General features: G+C 49.5%; 16 protein-coding genes. 2 read left to right on the top strand and 14 right to left on the bottom strand.

Annotation, left to right across the window (positions count from 1 at the left end):
* Positions 1 to 84: 84 nt before the first annotated feature.
* The 9 genes from AAIG11_RS05645 to AAIG11_RS05605 form a co-directional block, all read right to left on the bottom strand.
* On the bottom strand, positions 85 to 3,156 hold the full coding sequence (locus tag AAIG11_RS05645) for an efflux RND transporter permease subunit (RefSeq protein ID WP_343185261.1): 3,072 nt from the start codon (positions 3,154 to 3,156) through the stop codon (positions 85 to 87).
* A complete protein-coding gene (locus tag AAIG11_RS05640; protein ID WP_343185260.1) occupies positions 3,153 to 4,472 on the bottom strand; it encodes an efflux RND transporter periplasmic adaptor subunit in 1,320 nt (439 codons plus the stop codon). Before AAIG11_RS05640 ends, AAIG11_RS05645 begins: the two co-directional genes overlap by 4 nt.
* A gap of 186 nt (positions 4,473 to 4,658) precedes the next feature.
* Complete coding sequence (locus AAIG11_RS05635) at positions 4,659 to 5,132, bottom strand: Dps family protein (RefSeq protein ID WP_343185259.1); 474 nt, start codon at positions 5,130 to 5,132, stop codon at positions 4,659 to 4,661.
* Between the two features lie 169 nt (positions 5,133 to 5,301).
* The gene (locus AAIG11_RS05630; protein ID WP_343185258.1) at positions 5,302 to 6,519 is read right to left on the bottom strand and encodes a M20 metallopeptidase family protein; all 1,218 of its coding nucleotides are present in this window, start codon (positions 6,517 to 6,519) and stop codon (positions 5,302 to 5,304) included.
* 5 nt (positions 6,520 to 6,524) lie between these two features.
* Positions 6,525 to 7,919, bottom strand: coding sequence for an amidohydrolase family protein (locus tag AAIG11_RS05625; RefSeq protein ID WP_343185257.1), 1,395 nt, complete (start codon positions 7,917 to 7,919; stop codon positions 6,525 to 6,527).
* Positions 7,920 to 8,119: 200 nt separating this feature from the next.
* Entirely contained in the window at positions 8,120 to 9,577 is a 1,458-nt protein-coding gene (locus tag AAIG11_RS05620) for an alanine/glycine:cation symporter family protein (protein WP_343185256.1), read from the bottom strand.
* 604 nt (positions 9,578 to 10,181) lie between these two features.
* Positions 10,182 to 12,083, bottom strand: a complete 1,902-nt coding sequence (locus AAIG11_RS05615) for a PAS domain-containing sensor histidine kinase (RefSeq protein ID WP_343185255.1) — start codon at positions 12,081 to 12,083, stop codon at positions 10,182 to 10,184.
* Between the two features lie 201 nt (positions 12,084 to 12,284).
* The gene (locus AAIG11_RS05610; RefSeq protein WP_343185254.1) at positions 12,285 to 12,635 is read right to left on the bottom strand and encodes a hypothetical protein; all 351 of its coding nucleotides are present in this window, start codon (positions 12,633 to 12,635) and stop codon (positions 12,285 to 12,287) included.
* Positions 12,636 to 12,732: 97 nt separating this feature from the next.
* Positions 12,733 to 13,695: an AEC family transporter gene (locus AAIG11_RS05605; RefSeq protein ID WP_343185253.1), complete on the bottom strand. Its 963-nt coding sequence runs from the start codon at positions 13,693 to 13,695 to the stop codon at positions 12,733 to 12,735.
* A gap of 315 nt (positions 13,696 to 14,010) precedes the next feature.
* On the opposite strand from AAIG11_RS05605, the gene AAIG11_RS05600 reads away from it, so the two are divergent.
* Positions 14,011 to 15,495, top strand: coding sequence for a flavocytochrome c (locus AAIG11_RS05600; RefSeq protein ID WP_343185252.1), 1,485 nt, complete (start codon positions 14,011 to 14,013; stop codon positions 15,493 to 15,495).
* Between the two features lie 143 nt (positions 15,496 to 15,638).
* Here the strand turns inward: AAIG11_RS05600 and AAIG11_RS05595 are convergent, their stop codons facing one another.
* From AAIG11_RS05595 to AAIG11_RS05580, 4 genes are all read right to left on the bottom strand, one after another.
* A complete protein-coding gene (locus AAIG11_RS05595) occupies positions 15,639 to 16,274 on the bottom strand; it encodes a VanZ family protein (RefSeq protein ID WP_343185251.1) in 636 nt (211 codons plus the stop codon).
* 73 nt (positions 16,275 to 16,347) lie between these two features.
* A complete protein-coding gene (locus tag AAIG11_RS05590) occupies positions 16,348 to 16,800 on the bottom strand; it encodes a MarR family winged helix-turn-helix transcriptional regulator (protein WP_343185250.1) in 453 nt (150 codons plus the stop codon).
* Positions 16,801 to 17,169: 369 nt separating this feature from the next.
* Positions 17,170 to 19,275 (bottom strand): FAD-dependent oxidoreductase, encoded by a 2,106-nt coding sequence (locus AAIG11_RS05585; RefSeq protein ID WP_343185249.1) that lies wholly within the window; start codon positions 19,273 to 19,275, stop codon positions 17,170 to 17,172.
* Positions 19,276 to 19,525: 250 nt separating this feature from the next.
* Positions 19,526 to 20,194: a response regulator transcription factor gene (locus AAIG11_RS05580; RefSeq protein ID WP_343185248.1), complete on the bottom strand. Its 669-nt coding sequence runs from the start codon at positions 20,192 to 20,194 to the stop codon at positions 19,526 to 19,528.
* 90 nt (positions 20,195 to 20,284) lie between these two features.
* Here AAIG11_RS05580 and AAIG11_RS05575 point away from each other — a divergent pair, with 90 nt between their 5' ends.
* Positions 20,285 to 22,264: a sensor histidine kinase gene (locus AAIG11_RS05575; protein WP_343185247.1), complete on the top strand. Its 1,980-nt coding sequence runs from the start codon at positions 20,285 to 20,287 to the stop codon at positions 22,262 to 22,264.
* Positions 22,265 to 22,483: 219 nt separating this feature from the next.
* Here AAIG11_RS05575 and glmS read toward each other — a convergent pair whose 3' ends face one another.
* Complete coding sequence (gene glmS, locus AAIG11_RS05570) at positions 22,484 to 24,313, bottom strand: glutamine--fructose-6-phosphate transaminase (isomerizing) (protein ID WP_343185246.1); 1,830 nt, start codon at positions 24,311 to 24,313, stop codon at positions 22,484 to 22,486.
* Positions 24,314 to 24,458: the final 145 nt, after the last annotated feature.

Below are 24,458 nucleotides of genomic sequence, written 5' to 3'. Positions count from 1 at the left end.
GTACTTCAACAATTTCCGGCAACTTTTTGCTTGTCGCCCTTTTTTTCATGCCGGTCTCACTTCTTTTCGCTTTTTTTCATACGCTTATTCTTTTGATACCCCATGAGGAACAAGAATCCCTTTTGCGGCAGAAGTCTTTGGATAAGTGATCAGGTACAATACCGGGAGAATTACCAGCGTCAGAAATGTGGAACCCAGCAGCCCGGCCATGAGGGCAATGGCCAGGGGTGTGAAAAGATCGCTGCCGGAAAGAATCAGGGGCAGCAGACCCATCACAGTGGTGATGGTGGTAAGGAGAATGGGTCTGAGGCGAAGGGCCACCGCCTGACGGCAGGCCGTTGGCGGATCATGCCCCTGGCGCACCTCATACTGAATGTAATCCAGCAAAATAATGGCGTTATTCACCACGATGCCAAAAAGGCTCACCATTCCCAGCAGAGCAGTGAAAGAAAGGGGTTGCTGAAAGAGCCACAGTCCCATGAGCGAACCAATGGTCGCAAAGGGGATGGTCAGCAGAATCAACATCGGCAGCCGCAGATTGCCAAACTGCAGCACAAGAATGACAAAAACGATCATCACCGCAAAAACCCCTGATACTCCCACTTCACCAAAATATTTGGCAATTTCTTCTTTTTCGCCGGCAAAGATCATGCGCACCCCGGGAGCAGGCTGGTTCTCTGCCATTGCCTGAAGTTGATCCTGAATGTTGACGGCGTTATAACCCGAAACCACATCACTCATGACGGTGATGGTTTCCTGGCTGTTGTACTTCAGTACACTGGCGGGCTGAGAAACTGCCTCCATTACAGCCACCTGTTTCAGGGGCGTTTTTTCGCCGGTCACAGGTGACAGAATGCCCATATTTTCAATGGTTTCCCGGCTGTTCGCCGTGCTGGTGAGAAAAAGCACCGTTTCCTCCCCATCCAGGGAAACAGTAGCCACCGACTGCCCCATGATGGCCAGACTCAGTTCGCGAGCCAGCTGATACCGGGTGATGCCCAACCGCATGGCCACATCATCAACAGGTTGAATACGGTATTCATAGCGGGCAGGGGCCTCATCATCCCGCACATTCAGGGAGCCGGGAATTTCTTCCAGCCATCGCCGCAGCTGGCGGGACGCCTGCTGCCGCTCTTGAAGGGTGCCCCCGCTGATGCGCACCAATACCGGAGCAGCAATGGGATCAGCCTGTTCCAAAAGTTTTACAGTTGCCTGCCCTTCCACCAGCTGTCGGTCCAGCTCCCGTTGAAGGTCATCAGTGAACTGAGACAGTCGCCGGTAACGGCCGCTGTCTTTCAGATTCACCCGAAACACGATCTGAGCTGCATCCCGGGCCTGCAGGGGAATGGGAAGAGTGTTGTAAAACTTGGGAAAACCGTCACCCACTGCGACGCTGTACTGGGTGACTTCAGGCCAGGCTGCCAGGAGTGAAGCAGCGTCTTCTGCCAGTCGGGAAGTAGCTTCAATTCCCTGATCGTTCTCGGTTTTTATGTCAATGTAAACCAGATCGGTATCTGCTTTGGGAAAAAACTGAAGTCCCAGCTGCAACCCCATGATGGCAGCGGTGATGACCAGCACCCCCAACACCAGAAGACTGGCCCGTGGCCGTCGAATACCGGTTTCCACCAACCGGTGGATGCGCTGACGGGCCCTGTTCTTCTCTGGCGATGGAATCCGGGACCTGAAAAAGCGTGCAGCGGCCACCGGAATGAAGAAAACCGACACCAGATAGGAGGCGGCCAGGGCCATGATCACAATTTGAGGCACACTTCGAATGAAGTCACCAGCCAGGGAATCCAGCATCAACAGGGGCAAAAAGGCCCCGATGGTGGTGAGGGTGGAGGTAAACACAGGAACTGCCACATCCCGGGCACCGCCAGCCCCTGCCTCAGTGGCAGACTGACCTTCATCCAGGCGCACCTGAATGGCATCAGACACCACAATGGCATTGTCCACCAACATACCCAGCGCAATAATCAGGGCTGCAATGGAAATCTGATGAACAGGTATTTTCAACAGGTACATGAACAGCAGCGTCATGAAGATGGACAGGGGAATGGCGCAGGAAACCACCAGCGCATTACGAATTCCCATGCCTATAAAAATCACCAGGGAAACAAAAAGGATTCCCTGAAGCAGATTCAGGGCAAAGCCATTGACTTTTTCGGCAATATCATCGGGTTGGAAGAGAAGAAAAGACAGTGCCGCTCCCTGAGGCAGTCGGTTTTCAAAGGCGGCCAGTTCTTGCTGCAACCGGCGGCCTGTAAACAGGACGTTGCTGCCTTCTGTGAAATAACCGGTGATCAATACTGCCGTTTCATCCTGGTGCCAGATTCTGGGTTCTTCCGGCTTTGTCCGCCGGCGAATATCTGCCAGCTGGCCCAAACGTAAAGTGGCACCCGACTGTGGAGAAGCCAGCAAAACCAACTGCTCCACTTCCGCCTGGCTGGTCATCCCCTGGGCCAGATTCACCCGTACCTGATCTCCCTGAAACTGGGGCTGCACTTCCCCCAAGGGGATGGCTGCCGTCTGGGCATGAATCAGGTCATTGATCTGGCTCATGGTTAAGGGCAATGGCAAAAGCGCTTCGGCATCCACCCGAATTTCCAGATGGGAAGCCTGCTCACCCGTGAGGCTGATGCGGGACAACCCGGCGATGCCTTCCATGGATGTTTTGATTTCTGATGCCAGAGAGGCCAATTCTGCCATGGTCAGATCAGGGCCGGTGACCGCCAGAATAAAACCGGCGGTTTCATCCAGCTTGGTGTTGATTTCAATGGCGAAGGCTTCATCGGGCAAATCCTTTTGCAAATCGCTCATCCGATTGCGCAGATCTACCCAGGCATTGTCCACACTGGTACCGTATTCCAGTTCCAGCACCACTACCGACAGGCCATGTACCGATCTGGAGTTGGAACGAAGATATCCGGTGACAGCCTCCACCTCTTCTTCAATTTTTCGGGTGACCAACCGTTCCACGTCCTCCGGCAGGGCTCCGGGATAGACAGTGGTCACCAAGGCCATGGGCGGGGCAATTTCAGGATACTCCTGTTTGGGAGACATGTAAAAACTGAGAGCTCCCGCCAGCACCACCATGCCTGCCAGCAGGAATACCACCAGCGGATGTCTCAGCACACTTTGGATCAACCGGGTCATGGCTGATCACCCGCCGCTTCCCAAATAACCCTGTCACCGGAAGATAACCGGGACATGCCTGCAATAACCAGCATTTGCCCCGGTTCCACCCCTGTGATCATTAAACGGGTGCCTGATGACTGTACCACGTTCACCGGTATCTGGACCGCCACATCACCCGCCACCACATAGACATAGTCTTGGTCACCGGCAACAACACTGCTCATGGGTACCCAGATGCCTGTCACCGGGGTGGTTTCCACCACGACGGACACCACAGTTCCCGGCAGGTGCCCCGCCTCCTGATAGCTGATGTCGATGGGATAGGTGCGGGTCAGCGGATCGGGAAAAGTGCTGATGAGGCTGATTTCACCTGCCCATTCCAGGTCACGGGACACCATCACTGCCGGGTTCCCCGGTTGAAGCAGTGCCAGTTCCCCAACAGTGGCACTCACCTGTACCTTGGGGATGTCGCTGCGAAGGGTAAGCAGCGGTGTACCCGCCACATAGGTTTCTCCTGTCTCATAATGGAGAGCGGTGATAATCCCCCGGGTTTGGGGCTGTAACACCGCACGCCTCATTTGGGTTTCAACATGAGTCACTTCTGCGGCGGCGGCATCACGGAGGGCGGCGAGACCATCAATTTCTTCCTGCCGGGCCCCAGCGCGCAACCGGGTCAGTTGTTGCTCCACCTGCTGAAATGAAGCAGCTGCAAGGGCCGCTTCCAATCTGGCTGCATCCAGTTCCAACTGAGATACAGCACCTGCTTCAAAGAGAGCCTCACTGCGCCCCAGCTGAGCCTGGGCAAAAACAGTGGCTTCCTCTGCTTTCAGCGCTTCCAGTTCAGCCTGCAGCAACTCTTCTTCAAGGGCACCTGCCAAAGCCAGATCCAGTTGACTTTGCACTGATCGAAGCTGTGCCCGGGCACCTTCCAGTGCGATGCGATAGTCTGTATCATCCAGATTTCCCAAAAGTGTATCGGCTTCCACAGGCATTTCCTTGGCCACATGTAATGCCTCAATGCGTCCCGAAACAGGAAAGCTAATTTGGCGAAGTTCCTGCGCCACTACTTCTCCGGTGAAATGGAGGGTCAGTGGGGCAGTTTCCTGACGGAGTTCCATCACCGTCACCCGGCGATCCACTCTTTCCAGAGGAGCTTCTGACTGGCTGCAGGCGCTGGTTGTCAACACAATCAGAAGCAGGAGCCACCAGCCCGCGCCCTGGCTCCTGCGCTTTCTTTTGGTGGTATGCTTAGCCTTGGGCATTTCAACGGCTGTGACAACCTTTTTCTGCTCTTGATGATGCTCATCTGTTTTTTGCTGTTTCAGGCTTTTCATCAGCCAGACCTCCTCGGGTTTTCAGACAGAGTGTTCAATGATATCATACCCACTGACTGTCACTGTAAAGATGGAATTGTTCTGGAAAGGTAAAAAGAAGGGCAAAAAATAAAATCCCGTGCCTTGAGGCACAGGATTGAAATGATTCATGGGTTCATATGAATGGTGCATCAATGGCTGTCTTTTTTATGCCAACCAGGCTCGGAACATCCAAACAGCTTTTTCATACTGGGCCAAAGCACTCACCATCATATCAACAGAAACCTGATCGTCAGCTTCTTCAGCAACTTTGATACCGGCCCGCAGGTCTTTGATCACTGCCGTAAAATCTGCCATCACTTCTTTTACCAATGTCTCACCGTCAATTTTCACACTGGAGGCCTCTTTCAGTGTTGCCAGTTCCAGATACTCTTTCATGGAAGCTGCCGGACGGTGTCCCAGCATGAGAATGCGCTCGGCCACTGCATCAATCTCTTCAGCAACCCCGTCATATAGCTCTTCCAGTTTGGCATGAAGGGCGAAGAACTGTTTGCCTTCAACGTTCCAGTGGTAATTGTGAAGTTTTGTGTAAAGAACATGCAGGTTGGCCAAATAGGTGTTCATCTCTTTTGTCACTGCTTCTCTGCCTTTTGCTTCCAAGCCAATATTGATTTCTGTCATCTTGTGTTTCCTCCTTTTAAGATCAATGGGTTGATGGGTATGGTTTAAGTTGTAATGATTACAACTTTGTTTCTGTTGTTATTATACCACACCCACTTCCCTTTAATCAAGCATTATCCACCTTTTTCATAAAGTATCTTTGGTGGGCTCGGGGGGGAGAAAGGGTTTTTTAATCACCTGCTTTTTCGGTTTCCTGGTGGAAGTAAGCAACAGCACTGCGTACGTGCATTTCCACCCCCAGAGGGAGCACGCGTTCATCCAGCTTAAAGGATGGGTGATGGTGGGGAAGGTCTGTCTGTTGTGCTGCATCGGCGATTCCGACGAAATAGAAAGCGCTGGGTACCCGGCGGGCAAAGGAAGCAAAGTCTTCTCCCAGCATGACTGCCAGATCATGCCTTATCACCATGGGTTCTCCCGCTGCAGCCATGGCCGCCTGTTCCACCAGCGCAGCCATGGCACTGTCGTTTTCCAGCAGCTCATTGCCGCATTTAAAAGTTACTTTTCCCCGGGTGCCATACAACGCGCATACTTGTTGTACCAATTGTTCAAACCGCTCCCGCACCTGTTTATCATCCCCATGGAGGCAACGAATAGACCCGGATAAAGTGACTTCATCGGGAATAATAATGGGAGAAGTACCGGCATTGATCTGGCAAAAAGTGATGAGGGTGGGTTCCAGCACATTTCTTTCCCGTGTCTGAATAGCCTGAACGGCGTTCATTAACTGGTTGGCGGCATAAATGGGGTCTTTTGACAGGTGAGGCGCTCCGCCATGGCCACCCTTGCCTTCAATGATGATCCAAAAGTAGTAGCTGGAAGCCATGAGGGGTCCGGGAATAATGCCCACCGTGCCGGTGGGCAGCGGTGACCAGAGGTGGAGTCCCATGGCAGCATTGACCCGTGGGTTTTCCATGACTCCCTGTTCAATGAGAATCTCTGCCCCGGCATCTTCCTCATTGGGCTGAAAGACAAATTTGATGGTTCCCGCCAGCTTTTCCCGGTGCCGGGCCAGTATTTTAGCCGCCACCAGCAGCATGGCCGTGTGACCGTCATGCCCACAGGCATGCATTTTCCCATCAACAACCGATCGAAAGGACACTTCGGCCGTTTCCTGAATGGGCAAGGCATCCATATCTGCCCGCAGCATCAGCACCGGCTCCGGCTGAGTACCGGTGAGGGTGCCCACCACTCCCGTTTCAGCCACCCGGCGGGTGACAATGCCGCAGTCTTTCAGATACTTTTCCACAATACCTGCTGTGCGATGCTCCTCAAACCCCAGTTCCGGATGCTGGTGAAAGTCTCGGCGAAGGTGAATGAGTTCCTGTTCAAGTTCGCTGATCTCCGCCTTCATTGTTTCTGTCCATTTCAATGATTCCAACGATTTCAATGATTTCACCCCCTGCTGTCAGTTTGATGACCGTTGGCGACTCGTGCTGCCAGCTGTTCCGCCAGCTGCTGGGCCCGTGCCACCACCTGGCCTTCATCCACCGTCAGCAGCTTCCGGTTTTCCATCACCAGCTGCCCGTCAATGATAACCATTTCCACTTCATGACCCCGGGCTGCATAGACCAGGTTGGGGACCAGATTGGACACTGGGGCCATGATCACAGGGGTAAGCCCCGGTTCTCTGGTATTGATCACAATGAGATCTGCTTTTTTGCCGGGTTCAAGTGATCCGATTTCATCTGCCAGGCCAATGGCACTGGCTCCTTCGATGGTAGCCATGCGCAATACTTTTTCTGCCGGCATGACGGTGGGGTCTTTGGCTTTGATTTTATTAAAGACGGCGGCTGCCTTCATTTCATTGAACATATTGTTACAGTTGTTCCCCGGTGCATTGTCGGAACCAAGCCCGGCAATGCCTCCGGCTTCAAGAAAGGCCATCACCGGGGGCACCATGCCGTCGATGATGCCAATACTGCCGGGACAGTGGATCATGGCAGCCCCTCTTTTGGCCAGCAGGGCGGCTTCTTCATCGGTGGCTTCTGTCAAATGGACGGCCACCAGCTGTTCATCCAGGTATCCCATACTGTCCAGCCAGGGAATGGTTCTTTGCCCATAACGACGCTCCATTTGGTTGATCTCCCTGTCTCCCTGGGCCACATGCATGTGAATGCGGGTTTTATAGGTGCGTGCCAGGGATTTTATTTCCATCAGCAGTGATTCTGTGACCATGTCTGGTCCCTGGGGGCCCAGCATGACGGTGATGCGCCCGTCCGCCTTGCCGTGCCATTTTTCCAGCATCTGAAGGGTTTCTTCCAGTTTCTGACGGCCGGCGGATTCATCCAGGGGATACACCTCATTTACCTTCAAACGATGAAGACCCGGCGGCAGCTGGTTTACTGTTGCCGTCAGCCTCCCCCGTGCACCGGTAATTCGGTAGTTTTCCGCAATCAATGGCATGGGATTGTCAAAATCAGAAAAAGTGGTGGTGCCGGCCTTCAGTCCCTCCACGATATTCAGCATGGAGCCGGCCACTGCCTCTGCTTCATTTATTTCACTAAAAAACGGTCCCACTCCCTTTTGCAGCCAGTGGTGGGTATCCTGTGCCACACCCCGGTAAAGAGCCATGCTGGTATGAATGTGGGCATCCACCAGCCCGGGCATCACCGCTTTTCCGGCAACGTCGTGCACCACCCGGGCACTGTAACGTTCCATCAGCTCCTGGGTGGTACCCACTGCCAGAATACGATTACCCTCGATGGCAACTGCACCATCCGGCAGCAAGCCTCCTTTTTCATCTGTCATGGTGAGCAGTGTGGCGTGAACAATGAGACGGTCAATCATCTGCATTCCTCCTGTTCTTGTGTATGAGGGCTTTTGAGATGAACTAATGATTTCATCATATCATATTGTCGTTTTTCAGACATCAGATTCCCTTTTATAAAAAAAAGCATAAACCCCGGCAATCCGGAATTTATGCTTTTCATGTTCTTGATGCATTCCGTCAGGGTGTGATCCCTTAAACGGGTATCACTTACCCTGTCTTAATAAGACTTGAATGGCTGGCCTGGTGCCCAGAACAGATTCGTGCTTTGAATCTGATCAGTGACAGGTTCTTTGCCCAGCACGGTGGCATTATAGTGCCGCAGCAGCTCAAAGAATTTGGGGCAAAGAGGAATCAGCGCAATCAGGTTGACGTACACCGGAATGGCCACGGTTATATCGGCAAAGAGCCATACTGTACCTGTGGGCATTCCCACCCAGTTGGCGTAGAAAACCAGCGCCACGCCAGGAACAGGATAACCATACTTCAAAACACCCAGCACAAACTTGGCAAAGGCAGACTCTCTTCCAAACCCATGAAGCAGGATGGTTTCATAGTAGGCGTACCAGCCTGTCAGGGTGGTGAAGCCAAAGAGCACAACCCCGATGGTGACCAGTACTACCCCCCAGTAACCAATGCCTTCTTCAAAAGCGTTCAGTGTAAGACTGGCACCGGCCAGCCCTGTATCATAAGCACCGGTCATGACAATAACCAGTGCTGTGATGGTGCACACCACAATGGTATCCAGAAATACTTCAAAAATCCCCCACATACCCTGCTTGATGGGATGGTCAACTTTTGATGTGGCATGGGCCATTGGTGCAGAACCCCATCCAGCTTCATTACTGTAAACACCCCGGGCAACCCCCATGCGAATGGCCATCATGAAGGTGGCGCCTGCAAAGCCGCCTACGGCTGCCATAGGCTGGAAGGCGTGGGCAAATATTAGACTAACCGCTGCAGGAAGCTGTCCGATGTTGGTAATGATAATGAACAGACCACCTATAATGTAAAACGCGGCCATAAAAGGCACCACATAGGAGGAGAAGCGTCCGATACGGGAAATCCCCCCCAGGATAACCGCATACATGAAAATACCAACGCCGGCGGCCGCCATGCTGTGGCTGACGCCGAAAGTGGTGGAAATGGACTCAGATACGGTAAAAGTCTGCATCGTCAGTACCCAGGAAGAAAGGATTCCCACGCCAAAGATCGCTGCCAGGGGCTTCCAGAAGGGAAGTCCCAACTGGCCATGCCAGCCTTTATCCAGGTAGTAGGTGGGACCACCATAGGTGTCTCCATTTTCAAACTCCTGCCGATAGTGGACTGCTAAAGCAACTTCCACCATTTTAGTCATCAGTCCGACAAGACCGGTAACCCACATCCAGAAAACAGCTCCCACGCCGCCAATGGCGATGGCACTGGCCACGCCGCCGATGTTACCGACGCCAATGGCACCGGATGTCGCCACGCAAAAAGCTTCGAAAGATGTGAGAATCCCGCTGCCTTCACCGCGTTTACGGGTCAGGTTGCCCCAGACATACTTAAAGGAATGACCAAAGTACCTGAACTGCCAGAATCCGCTTCGAATGGTGAAGTATGCCCCGAGACCCAGCACCAGCACCAGCATGGCAGGACCCCATAACCAACCGACTAACTTGTCCAGAAATGCATCCATCAACTTTCCTCCTTTATTGTTCTCGTACTTGATTGCCGACTTTGCAGGAGATGGCACTTTTTCCAGAAATGCAGGTGTTCGTAAGATTCTAAAATAGCTTGACAACGGTCTGATCATTCTTAATAGTCGGTTTTCGAAAGCTCATCTCCCAATTAATGTCTTAATTTCACCTCCTTGTGTTGATTTATGGTATGCCACCCCATTCACCGGTATACCGGGATGGCTTCCCTGCAAATGAATCAATGTGATTGGTGGAACATATCGAATCTTACTACTTATTGATATATTTCATATTTTCAGTTTATTCTAATTATGAATTTTATAGTATGTTGTCCTTCTTGTCAAATGTTTCAGAAGGAAATTCTGATTTTGTCATTATTGTTCAATTGCCCCGCAAAACTTTACAGAAAGCAGGAAACTGATCACCGGAGCAAATGGAGCAAATTTCGATGCACCACTCGTCCACCGCCTTGTATCACAAGCTGCTTTCGATCAAAAATAATAAACCTGAAACCGCAGGCAACCACTCTTAATGGAATGATTTGCCCGTGATTTCAGGTTTAGGTGTCAGTTTTCCTTTTAATAGTGATCAACTTAATGGTGATCAGCGCCAGTCAGTATCATCTTCATCTTTCAGTAATGATTCTTCTGGTTCCGTTAATGCAACCACTTCAAAGGGCAGCGTCAGGGTAAAAACGGTTCCCTGTGGGTCTCGCCTGCTGACCCGAACTGTGCCGCCCATCAGTTCTGCCAGGCGTTTTACAATGGATAAGCCAAGGCCTGTTCCCCCATATCTTTTGGATACCGTCATATCAACCTGCATAAAGGGATTAAATATTTGGGGATACTGGTCTTCCTCAATGCCAATACCGCTGTCCTCAATTTCAAAGATGATCTGATGCATGGCGGCAAATGTCTTGACAAGATAAACCCTCACTGCCACATGCCCTTCTTCTGTGAACTTAATTGCGTTATTCAACAGATTTCCAAGTATCTGAATCAATTTGTCTTGATCACCAATAACCCAATCAGGCAAATGCGCGTCTGCCGCCACTGAGAGCATCAACCCTTTTACCTCCGCCTGATGCCGGTACAGGCCTGCGATCCTGTCCACTGCTTTCATTAAGTGAAACGTGCTTTTACGAAGGCTCATTTTATCTGACTCGATTTTGGAAATATCCAGCACATCACTGATCACATGAAGAAGCGTTTGCGCCGCTTCATGAATATATGTTATATATTCTGTCTGCTCTTCGTCCAGATCAGTCATTTGCAACAGCTGAATAAAGCCGATCATCCCATTCATGGGTGTTCTGATTTCATGGCTCATGTTGGCAAGAAAAATGGTCTTGGCACTGTTGGCGGTTTCTGCATTTTCTTTCGCCACACGCAGGTCATCCTCCATTTTTTTGCGTTCTGTAATATTGGTCAGGGTTGAAATGCTGTAGCGTTCCTCGTCTCCAGGAAGAACCACCACCTTGTTCCGGCAGTAGAAAACAGCTTGTTCTTCCCCCTCCCGTTGATTCACCACTTCACCTTCCCAAAACCCCTTTTTAAAGGTTTCCTTCATAATAAACTGGCGGTTTTGCTGATCATCACGATCCAGCTCCAACCCTTCCTGTTGATAGAAAATCGCGGTGGATTTGCCAATAAAGTCTTCCTTGGACAATCCATAGGTGCGGCACTGAACATCATTCACATAATGAATGACTCCCACTTCGTCACTGACAGTCACATGGTCTGCCACCTGATCAAGAATAGCCGCCTGAAATTCCAGTTGCTTTTTGATGTTTCGGTTCTCTGTCACATCCCTGATAATGGTCAGTACTCTGTCGCCTTCGAGAGGAACAATCCTGGCTTCAAAATGCTCCGGATGTTCTTTCACATGCAAGGTATAGTCATATACCACCAGCCGCTGCTCCTCCACTGCTTCATGGAAGGCACCAATGGCGCCTTCAGCAATATCTCTGGGAAATGTGCTGATGAGATTTTTTCCAATGAGCTGCCGCAAGGGTACCAACAGCTTGTTTTCATCCTGAGTGTAAGATTCCAGATAATTCCCATGAATATCAAAAACAAAAAGCAAATCGGGATGCGCCTGTATGACAGCATTCTCACGGTTTTTTCGATCTGTTTCATCCATCAGGTAGATTAACAGATGTTGCTGAGGGTCATTTTGAGGTTTCACGACAACGCGGCACCAACGCTGTGTCAGTGGAAACCACCCTTCTGTCTCCACCTCTTCCCAACGCTTCCAGGCACCTTGCAATAAATAAACCCAGACCTGTTCTTCTCCCAGCGAATCAACAAAAATGCCGATGTTGGTCTGATCAAAAGATTGCTGCCATCCGGTTAACCGGACGAATGCTTCATTATAATCAATGACACCTTCATTCCACACACTCAGTTCATCGGTACTGTCAAGTGATTCACGTAAGGCACAGGCGATGATCCCCATGGGAGAATGATGGAACAGTTGGTGATAATTCAAGAAACTTGCTTTCATGGCAGCCTCCTGCTCTCTTTTATTAAAACTCTTCATGACGGGAACTTCTGCTATTCATCTAAGAATATCAGAAAGAACAACCATCTGTCCATTGTCGTCACTGTATTCTCTTTCGCGCTATCGGTTATGTGAATCACAGACACTAAAAAAGCAGCAATCGCAATGACTGCTGCTTTTTTAGTGTCTGTGATTCACATCATTTTACTGCGTTTGTATCGAAGGCTGTTCTCCTCGGAACCAGCCACCCATTTTACCAGCGCCATTTTGGAAACCGCCAGATCTCATGCGACCGCCTCCCTGACAAGCGCTCCCGCCAAACCGATGAAATCCATTCTCCAAATGATACGCTTCCATCGCCTCCAGACGTTCCATCTGCCACGCTGCCTGTTCTTCGGTAATGAGTCCTTCGTTTAGGGCTTCTTCAATACGGTCTTGCCGCCATTCAATCATGTCGAAAAACCACTGGGGGGCTTCCACTGTTTCTGCATAGACCATGGCACCCAGGGCTGCCACCAATAAGAGAGTCATCACCATCAGCCATCTTTTTTTCATCGCTGTTTCCTCCTTCATTCATCTATTAGAACTATTCGTTGGGATGCATTCATTTTACATCTCAAATGTGATGAAAGTATGATAAAGGGGTTTTTATTTAAATAATGCCAAATGACCTGAAGGCAAAAACAAAGGCAGTCATGGTGAGTACCGAGAGGGCTGTTGTCATCATGATAATGCTGGAGGCCAGTTCTTTATCTCCGCCCATTGCCGCAGTCATGATGTACGAGGTGGTGGCCGTGGGAACTCCAAAGAGAATATATACCAGAATCACATCACTCCCCGTGTATCCCAGCATCACCGCTAGAGATACTGTCACCAGTGGCAGCAGCACCAGTTTAACCCCACTGGCCACCAATGCCGGCTGTAAATTTTTAAGCGCAGCACCCATCTGAAAGGAAGCTCCGATGGCGATCAGGGCCAGTGGGCTTGTCAGGGCATTGAAGTAGTTCATGGTGCGGGTGGCAACCAGTGGCAACGGCAACGAAAGGGCCGAGGCCACAAAACCCGCACCAATGGCAATGATCAGCGGATTTCGCAGAATACTCGCCACCAGATGGCGTACCTGATGACGTCGGTTGCCTTTATCCTGGCCAGCGCCAGCATTGGCCAATGCAAGAATCATCACTGCCAGGGCATTATACAGCGGGATAATAAAGGCTATGGCAATGGGTGCTTTAGGCCCTATACTGCCAGTGATGTTTTCCAGCAGTGAGAATCCGATGTAAAGAAAGTTTCCTCGAAAACCGCCATGAACAAACGCTCCCAGTTTTTGCGGCTCACGAATAAAAAATCGTCCAATGAGCCAGATACAGGGAATACTGATGATAGTAGCCAGTACCAAAAACAACACCAGCCCTGTATCAAATGCCTCTGTAAAGGTGGTTCCTGCCACATCCTGAAACAGCTTGATGGGGAGTGCCACATAAAATACCAGGGTATTGGCTGTTTGAATGAAAGTGTCATTGAGTATTTTCTTTCTTTTTAATCCCCATCCCATCAGCATCACCAGAAAAATCGGCAATGCGGTATTAATGCTGAAAATCAGATTATCAAGCATGGTTGTCTCCTTTTTGCAAGCGGCGATGCCTGTCAGTGTGATATGTTGATGTCAGAATTTCCTGCCAGAAATCTTGCCCGAACTTTTAACCAGTTCATTATATCAGTTTATTATATTTCCGGCCATCGGCCATCTTACTACAGTCTGCACAAATAACTGTCTACCTAAATCAATCCCGACGCTTCAGTCGTGAACAATATGAACAAAAGAAACAATATTGATAAAACCTTAACAATGTCTTTCAGCTCTGTCATACTAAGGAAGCAATATGCTGTTATTGCCAAAGAAAAAACCTATTTAAAGGAGGATTTATTCATGTTGAAGAAACACACAAAAGGCTTATCATTTTTAATGGCCATTCTGCTGATGATGACACTCCTGTCAGGATGCGGTGGTTCGCAACCTGCAGCGCCAGAGGCGCCAGCCGAGGTGGAAGCACCAGCAGAAACTGAAACCGAAGCAGATTCTGCAGATCTGACCACTGATGTGGTCATCATTGGCGCTGGCGGCGCTGGGCTGGCGGCTGCCATCGAAGCTCATGACGCCGGCAAAGAAGTCATCGTGGTGGAGCAAATGCCCATTATCGGCGGCAACACACTGCGAGCCACTGGCGGCTTAAACGCAGCCGGTACTTCTTCTCAGGAAGCTGCAGGCATTGAAGATGATGCCGATGTTCATTATGAAGACACCATGAAGGGCGGCTATGAGCTGAATGATCCTTCCCTGGTGCGCATTCTGGCTGATGAGGCCGGTCCCGCAGTGGAGTGGCTCATCGGGCTGGGCGCCGACTTATCAGATGTTGGACGCTTAGGTGGTTCTTCAAATAACCGATCTCACCGGCCCACCGGCGGGGCACCCGTTGGCGCTCATTTGGTGGAAGTACTGCGAACTTCAGTGGAAGATCGCGGCATCGAGATCAAGATCAACACAAAAGCTGTTGAAATTCTAAAAGAAGGCAATGCCGTCACCGGTATTTTAGTGGAAGATAACAAAGGCGACACCTACCAGATTTCTGCTAAAGCCGTGATCGTTGCCACCGGAGGATTTGGTGCCAACAGCGACATGTTTGCCGACTACGACGCCTCTCTCACTGGCTTCGGATCCACCAACCACCCCGGTGCAGATGGTGTCGCCATTCTGATGGCCCAGGCTGCAGGTGCTGCTCTGATCGACATGGAGCAAATTCAGACTCACCCCACTGTAGTGCCTGAAAAAGGCTACATGATCACTGAAGCAGTAAGGGGCAATGGCGCGATTCTCATCAACCGAAACGGTGAACGTTTTACAAATGAGATCGGTACCCGTGATGTGGTTTCTGAAGCCATGCTGGCCCAGGAAGGTGCCACCGGTTTCCTTTTCTTTGACGAAGGCATTCGTGAAAGTCTCAGTGCCATCGAAGGCTATATTCGCCAAGGTTTTGTCACAGAAGCCGGAAGTCTTGAAGAAATGGCTGAACTGATGGACATGGACGCGGCTGTTTTAACCGCCACAGTGGAAGCTTATAATGCTGCCGTTGCGGCCGGAAATGACGAAGCCTTTGGTCGTGATGATATGCCACGCACCCTTGAAACAGCCGGCTACTACCTGATCGAAGTAGGCCCTGCTGTTCATCATACCATGGGCGGTATTCATATTTCACCCCAGGCAGAAGTGCTTGATGAAAGCGGCAGCCCCATTCCCGGATTGTTTGCAGCCGGGGAAGTGACCGGCGGCATTCATGGCGGTAACCGACTGGGTGGCAATGCACTGGCCGACCTGATGGTCTTTGGACGCATTGCAGGGAAATCTGCTGCTAAGTAAATTTTTACTGCTGCCACATTTCTCTCAACTGTTCATATACTGACGCAGCTCAAATGAACTCAACTCAATTTAGCAAGAAGGGACCTTTCGGCATTCGCCGAAGGTCCCTTCTTGCTTGTGGCAATCACCATGATTCGCCATCATCAGATCTTCTTCCATTTTCCAGAAAGTCGCCTGCCTGCAGGTGACAATCGCTCAGGACAGCAGTTCTTCTTTTGTTTCTTCTTCAGACCACCATGCCTGAAAAAGCGCTGTCGCTCACCGCTGGTAATGATCAGTGAAAAAATAATCAACAACACCGCTATACTGACACCCACCATGTCAATCATTACATCCACAGGACTGGCCACCCGGTCGGGAACAAATGACTGGCGATATTCATCCAGTACCGCCAGCACAAATCCACCAACGAAGGAAAGAATCAATGAAAGCGTGGCACTGGAAATATATTGGTACAACAGGAAAAACAATGCCAGAGTAATGAGGAAGAAGACACCCACATGGGCCAGTTTCCGCAGAAAAAACTCAATGACTACCGGGTTTTCCCGTACATAAGACAAGAAGTCCTGTGTCACAGTATCAAGATGCCCCAGTTCACCGAAGTTCAATGGAATTCGTGCTGCCAGCCAGGCTGCCAGGCGTCCAAAAGTCATGTCCATCCCCGCCGCCAGCTGATTCAAATGGCGGAGCACCGGCAGGACCCGCAGCCCCGGTATGGAAGAAGCTGTGTATAGAAAGGCAATCAGCCCCAATACTGCCAGCCAGGCTGTCTTTCGCATTGATCATCACTCCAGTTCGTATGATTGCTATCATGATCAGTTTATCATGACACTGTTTAAAAACCAACAACACTCATGTTTCCAGCACGCAGGCATCTGATTTTAAGTCTTTCAATAGGAGATGCAGCATACGGTGCAACTGAATGGCATCCTCCTGGTTAAGATTAACACAAGAAACAATCTGCTGAGGCACTTCTGCTGCCTTTTCTTTCATGCTCTTTCCCTCTTTTGTAAGGTGAATGACCACCACCCGTTCATCTTCCTGGCTGCGTTCCCGACGCACCAATCCCTGATTTTCCATCTTTTTCAGTAAAGGTGTCAGCGTGCCTGAATCAAGAAAAAGACGTTCTCCCAGCTGCTTGACACTGATATGATCGGTTTCCCAGAGTGCCATGAGTGTAATGTACTGGGTATACGTTAATCCCAGGGGATCCAGCACCGGCTTGTACAGCCGGATAACTTGCCTGGAGCAGGCATAGAGGGGGAAACACAACTGCTTATCCAGTTTCAGAAAATCATGGTTCATATTTTTTCACCCCCCACTTTCTTTCTATTATACCTATCCACCCATATGTCACTTGTTCTTATTCTCGACAACGTCAAGATTCATCAATGGATTAAGCTTTTTTCGGATTTCAGTAGCACCTTTCAGTTCCATGACAAGCTTGTCACTGTCAAAACGCTGTTTCCAGTTTTGAACAATTCAATTGCATGCTGCTATTTTAGATTGCTGAGTGGCATTTGTCAACTCTTTTCTGTCATCAACTAAAACCTCTGTGGATACGTTTCTCCTTCCCGTTCCGCCAGAGGTTATATTTTTCAGGGAACGCTCCTTGAAGAACGTTCCCTGATTTTACAATTAAGTTCAAATGTTTAAAGCTGGCAATGCTCAGACTTAGTTTCCGGCTGCTGCATTTAATCCGGCAATGCGTCCAAATACAAAGATATCGGTAATGGCGTTGCCTCCCAGTCGGTTCCCGCCATGAATACCACCGGTGACTTCTCCTGCTGCCCACAGCCCGGGAATCACCTCTCCATTTCCATTCAACACACGTGTGTCGGTGTCAATGACCACCCCACCCATGGTATGATGCAATGAAGCTTTTCTTGGAGAAATGGTAATACCCACATCGTCGTTGGCATCAACATAATCAAGGTCAATGGCCCCGGCGATGACCGCCTTATCAAAATCATCGTCATGCTGAGCAGCGACATAACTATTGTACTGCTCAATGGTTGCCCGCAGCTGTTCTTCTGTAAATGCGGGTGCAACCCCTGCTGCAGGCGTTTTGGTGGCTTCAGCCAGTTCGGCCAGAGTCTTGCCATACCAGATGTGTCCGCCTTCAACCATACCGGCAACCCGTTCATTGTAGTCGGTTCCCTGCAAAAGTTCATCAGGATTTCCCACATTTCCTCTGCCGGCATAGATGATATAGAAAATCCCGTTTTCCAATGCCAGCGATGCTTTCGCCAGCACATCCCGTTCTGCATATTCATCCACAAATCGTTTTCCGCTGCTGTCAATCCAGATCTGTTCGGCTGCATCGGCCCATATTCCGTCTGTCATGGTGCCTTTAACAGGTGAGGAAGAAGGCATCATCTGGGCGATTTCCATGCCCGTTACATCAGCACCGATTGTCTGTGCCATGACGATGCCATCGCCTCTGTTGGTTCCCATATTGGTGGACAATGTTCTGTCTGAAAGATCTTCTCCCCAGTACTTATCGTACTCCTTCACCATTACCGGGTTGGCACAATATCCGCCGGTGGCCAATACAACACCCTTCGATGTATTAATGGTGATCTGGGTTCCGTCAACCACGTTTTCCGCTTTGGCACCGATCACCCTGCCGGATGCATCTGTCAAAAGCTCGATGCCGCTGGTTTCGGTGAATACAGTAACCCCGTTATCTATGGCCACCTTTTCAAGTTGAGGAATTCGTTGGGCGCCTGACATAAAGGTATGGGTTCTCGGCCACATGGCTCCCAGCACTGTACCTGTTCCTACAGTTGTTCCATACTGGGCATCAAGGCCGTAAGAAGCCTCCAGTCCCGCTTCTCCCATCCATACGAAGGCATCGAGGGCGTTGGCAGCAAGCTGTCTGGCCAGCACCACATTGGGAGCAATCCATCTGCCATCAGTCAACTCACGCAGACCGCCTGTGTACATATTCCACATATGTAACGCCACCGAGTCGAATCCGGGCATATCAACACCAGCTGCTTTACCGGCATTCCTTGAATAAAATGCGTTAATTTCACCTTTAAGTTCGGTTAAAACAGCTTCCCATTCAGGATACACATCAAATTTCAACTTTGGATCAGTGGGATTCAGGGCAAGGTAGCCATCCAAAGCATCTTTTTGGGCTCTTGATAATATCATCAGATTCTCCTGTGCTTCAGGGTCAACTGCATTATAAGCCGCACCGGCCATTAAGGTGTTTCCCCCCAGTACCGATCCTTTTTCAATCAGAATGACCTCTGCGCCCTGTTGAGCCGCATTAATGGCTGCCGACAAGCCGGCACCGCCGCCGCCGATCACCAGTACATCAGTTTCCCAGGTTTCTGGAGCTCCCGGAGTAGCCGCCACCCGATTCTGTCTCAGTACGTCGATATCCAACCCGGCTGTTTTTGCAGCTTCTGTGACAGCACTGATAATACCATAGCTTGTCAATGTGGCGCCTGTGACGACATCAACGGATAGACTCTGATGTTCGATGATTTGTGCCGGTATCCGTTCGTTGGCAACACTCACAACAGTGATGGTTTCAGAGTTTTCCAGATACTCAATGTCTGTAATTCGGCTGTCTTCCACAGTGATTTCAACGGTGATGGGCCCCTGCATTCCTGCCGCAGTGCCCTCAAAAGTGCCGTTGATCACTTCAGCAACCTCTTCTGAAGGCGCTTCCTCTGCAGGTGCAGCAGGTTGTTCTGCGGTGCATCCAACAAACAGTGTTGCCATCATCAGCACGCATAGTAAAATCGCAATCGTTTTTTTCATTATGTTGCCTCCTTAATTCATTTTGTCCGGCGAAAACCTGGTTGATGATATTTCACTCCCAAGACTTCACCTTCTTCTCTCTGGCCTTTCATTAAGTCGGTCAGCCTCTCCGGAACACCTTTGCCATGGTATCTGCCAGGCATTCCTTAACCCATTCAGCATTTAACAAGCCTGAAAGAAAGCGGCATTCATTGATGGTATTAACACCCCCCCTTTGCATGACAATTTTTTTGGTGCATGATGATAACCACTACCTGTTGGCAAACATGTATCCCGTTTTTCGAACTGTGATAATGTACTCCGGCTTTGACGGATCTGTTTCAATCTTTTTTCGCAGATTTCTGATATGCACAAACACGGTTCTCACGTCTCCATTGCTGGGTTTATACCAAATATGCTGATACAGCTCTTCAGCATTGAGCGCGTTGCCTTTATTCATCATCATGTGTTTTAACAGCTCATATTCCGTTGGTGACAGATAGATCTTCTCATCTTTCTTCAACACCGTATGATCTGCAAAATCCAGCGTTAATTCTCCGATGGTGATGCAACTCATTTCCTGTGCGTGGGGCTGTTGCATGCGGCGCAGATTGGCTTCAATGTGAGCCAGCAGGACCGGGCTTCGAAAAGGCTTTGTCAGGTAGCTGTCTCCTCCCATATTCAAGGCTTCCATAATGGATTCATCATCATCCCGACAGCTGATAAAAATGATGGGGCAGTAGACATGGCGCCGCAGCTGCGCACAGAGTGAAATACCATCTGTGTCTGGCAGCATAATATCCAGCAAAATGATGTCGAAGCTTTCCGTTCTGGTTTTCTCCAGTGCATCTTTCGCAGTGTGCACTTTTTCAACCAAATAATTGCCTTTTTGAGTCAGATAAAAGTTTAGAATGTCACAGATTTCCAGGTCATCTTCCACAATCAGAATCTTATAGATGGCTTCTCCCTCCTATCTTAGGTATAATTGAATCAGTTTTATTCTTTATTTGCTTTCTCAGGAGGACACGACATGAAATTAAAGAGGCGGGTATCACTTCTATTGACTCTGGCCTTCAGCCTGTTGCTTCTTATATCAATCATACGCATCAATCAACATTCTTCTCTGCTGAAAGCCACTGCAGGCAAGCTTCACGTGGATTTCGGCCAATTTGCAAAAGGAACCCATCAATTGGCCGGTGAGTGGCTGATGTATGACGGCCTTTACACACCAGATGAACTGGCTGCTTTGGATTACACCGTTACCGGTGATATGCGCTATAACTCTAGCATGGCCGGGAATACGTACGCCTTTTACATGCAGGTGGATGACCCGGAGTCGCTTCATTTCATCATCTCTTCCACCTACAATTTTCATTTGTGGATTAATCATCAGCCGGTATTATCTGAAGATGGCAGCAATCGTTTGAAGACCCACGATGCTTTTTCGCTGGAAGACTATGCGGGAAACACCCCAGGGTATTCCTTTGTTTTGCAGGTATATTCACCTTCTGACCTGCGGGGCAGTTATTTCAGTTTGTTGCTGGGTACGAAAGATCAAATCCGATTTGTCCACGATCGATGGATTGTTCTCGAATCTTTTGCTCTGGGTATCTATGCCATGATCATCTTGAATTCATTTGTTCTATACGCCCTTAAAAGAAGTGAACACTACCTGCTGTTGCTGCCCCTGTCTTCATTACTGGCCTTTTGGGGTTCGTTAACGGTGCTGCAGTATCCTGTTTTCCACCAGCTGATCCCCCAGGGCGTCTTCATGTATATCTTTTTCACGCTGTTAATGCACCCCAGTATTCTCAATTTCGAACTCACCCGCCAGCTGATCCCTGATGCACTGCCGCCTAAAACTCAATGGTTCTTTTACGCCCTCTATGCAGTGTCTCTCAGTGTTTTCTTTTTTGTTGGCAACATCCCTGTGATACTGCAAAACTATGCTTCCGTTCTCAATTGGTTTTTGATTCTTGTTCAAGGCTGGATGATTTTACACAGCTATAGGCGCAATCGCCCGGAAGCTCCCATCCTGTTTTTGGGTCTTTGTATCCTCATTGTCAGTCGATTGTTTTTTTTCGGTATTCAGGAGGGTCTGATTCCCCACGGAATGGTGGATATCGAGCTGCAACCCAGAAGATATGCCTACATCATCTACATTGTTTGTTTTTCCATTGCCATCAACGGCATTTTTGCACGAAAGTTCAGCAAAGCCGACTCACTGGCCATCCAATTGGAGAAAACCAACCAAAACCTGAAACGAATCGTTGACGAGAAAACCGCCGATCTGACGAAATCATACAATCAAATTGTCAATCTTCAGGATGCCAAGAAGGTGTTTCTTTCTGAAGTGGCCCACAATCTCCGCAGCCCTCTGTTTGCCTTGATTGGATACGTTGACATGCTCCAGGCTGATCTGGCAGACCCTTCGCCTAAAACTGAGCAATACCTTCGGCAAATCAATGAACGCATCGATTATATTCAAAAGATGGCTGAAGAACTGTTCCTTGTTGCCCGATTAGAGGAAGATCAGGTTCCCTTTAATATGATTTTTTTTGATCTGTCATTGTTACTGCAGCGTGTGTTGGAAAACCACGCCGGCCCTGCAAAACAAAGGCAAATTGCCCTTTCAGTTGAAAGTCTTCCCGAAAAAACACGCTGTTATGGTGATCAGTTCCGTCTTCAACAGGCCATCGAAAATATCGTGAGTAATGCACTGCAGCATACTGACGAAGGTGGCCGCGTCACCATCTCACTCTTTCAGCGAGACAACGGTACGTTGCATCTGAAAATATGTGACACGGGATCAGGCATTACCCCTGAAGCATTGCCCCATATTTTTAACCGGTACTATTCACACACTTCTTCCACCACAGCCAAAAAATCAACCGGTCTCGGTCTGACCATTGCTCAAAAGATCATTCAAATGCATCAGGGAACCATCGAAGTAAAGAGCACAGTCGGTGAAGGCTCTGAATTTATCATCATTTTACCTGATGTGAAATAGCGTGATTAATATTCATGTACTTTCATGTAAATTCTATCACATGCAACTACTTCTCAAGTTAAAGATTTGTTTAATGTTTCACGATCTTGAGAGTGCTGCCGGGCATCGTTCAGAAATGATGCTGAAAAATGCCCATTCATATGAACTGTCTGCTCAAAATAACAACCCCCGAAGAGGTCTGCAAAGACTCTTTCGGGGGTTGTTGTGATATGATTTTGTCTATTCCACTGTCACGGATTTGGCCAGATTTTTGGGCTTATCCACATCTGCTCCACGGGCCACGGCAGTATAGTAGGCAAAGAGCTGTAACGGAACTACTGCCAGAGCTGGTGTAAACTCATTGTGGGTATCGGGAATAGTAAGCACCACATCGGCAGAAAGTGCCACCTCTGCTGCCCGGGGCTCTTCGGTGACGGCCACCACATAGGCACCTCTTGCTTTCACTTCTTTCATGTTGGAAAGCATTTTGTCGTAGAGTTGTTCCTGGGTTGCCAGCGCCACCACCAGAGTACCCTCCTCCAATAAAGCGATGGTACCGTGTTTCAGTTCCCCGGCGGCAATGGCTTCTGAATGAATATAGGAAATTTCCTTGAGCTTCAAAGAACCTTCTTTGGCGGTATGATCATCAATGCCCCGGCCAATAAAGAAGACGCTTTGCTGATTGAACTGTTTGTTGGCCAGCTCCTGAATGGTTTTCTGCTGGTCCAGAATCTGCTGGATTTTTTCTGGCAGGGTTTTCAGCTCAGCTACTTTTTCGGCCACCTGCTGACGGGTCATGGTGCCTTTTAGTTCTGCCAGATACAGGCCAATGAGGTAGAGCGCCACCACCTGGGTGATGTAAGCCTTGGTGCTGGCAACAGCAATTTCGGGCCCTGCCCAGGTATAGAAAACGTCGTGGGCTTCACGGGAAATGCGACTGCCCACCACGTTGGTAATGGTCAGTACATGAGCGCCTCTTGCTTTGGCTTCCCTCAGGGCTGCCAGGGTGTCGGCAGTTTCTCCTGACTGGCTGACCGCAATGAGAAGGGTTCGTTCGTCAACAAAGGGATCCCGGTACCGGAACTCAGAGGCAATTTCCACCTCCACAGGAATACGGGCAAAGGTTTCGATGGCATGCTTGCCCACCAGGCCGGCATGCATGGCAGTGCCGCAGGCGACAATGGTGATTTTATTGAAGTGGTTCAGTTCTTCACCGGTGAGACGAAGTTCATCCAACAAAATCCGATTTTCATCATCTACCCGTGGAGACAGCGTATCTTTTACGGCTTTTGGCTGCTCGTGCATTTCTTTGAGCATAAAGTGCTGATAGCCGCCTTTTTCAGCTGCTTCGATATCCCAGGTAACATGGAAAGGCTCCCGAGTCATGGTTTCTCCCAGCTCATTGAGAATCTGGATATTTCCCTCTGTTAACACAGCCATTTCGCCATCCTCCAGGAAATAGACATCCCGGGTATATTTCAGAAGGGCAGGGATGTCGGAGGCAATGAAGTTTTCTCCCTGGCCAATGCCCACCACCAGTGGGTTATCTTTACGGTAGCCAATGAGTGTATCTGGCTGGTCTTTGCAGATGACGCCGATGGCATAAGCCCCTTCCATGCGGTGAATGGCCTTTTGCACAGCCTGCACCAGATCCCCTTCATAATAGTATTCGATGAGGTGGGCGATGATTTCGGTGTCGGTTTCGGTGTGAAAAACGGTGCCCTTCGTGGTGAGCCAGTCTTTCAGCTTCAGGTAGTTTTCAACGATTCCATTGTGAACCACAGCAATTTTACCGTGGTGGCTGGTATGGGGATGGGCATTGATATCGTTGGGTTCACCATGGGTGGCCCAACGGGTATGTCCGATACCCACCATACCTGGCAGCGGATTCTCAGCCAGATGATCTGCCAGAACTGACAACCGCCCTTTAAATTTTTTAACCAGAATATCATTGCCGCTGTAAATGGCCACACCAGCAGAGTCATACCCCCGGTACTCCAGTTTTTGAAGCCCCTCCATTAAAATGGGAACTGTTTGTTGCTGTCCAATATATCCAACGATACCGCACATAAGCGGATCTCTCCTCTCGGTCTTCTATTTTTGATTAAGCCTGCGCTTTTGTGATTTTACTGTGATTGTCCACTGGTCACACCCGCTGGTATAAAGCTTGCGTCATCATGGTACCGTTGCCGGTTCTATTAGGTTAATGCTGATA

The organism is Anoxynatronum sibiricum (assembly GCF_039414295.1).
GTDB classification, from domain to species: Bacteria; Bacillota; Clostridia; order Peptostreptococcales; family Tindalliaceae; genus Anoxynatronum; species Anoxynatronum sibiricum.
The sequence above is the reverse complement of the archived record's forward strand: the minus strand, read 5'-3'. Positions and strand labels throughout refer to the sequence as shown.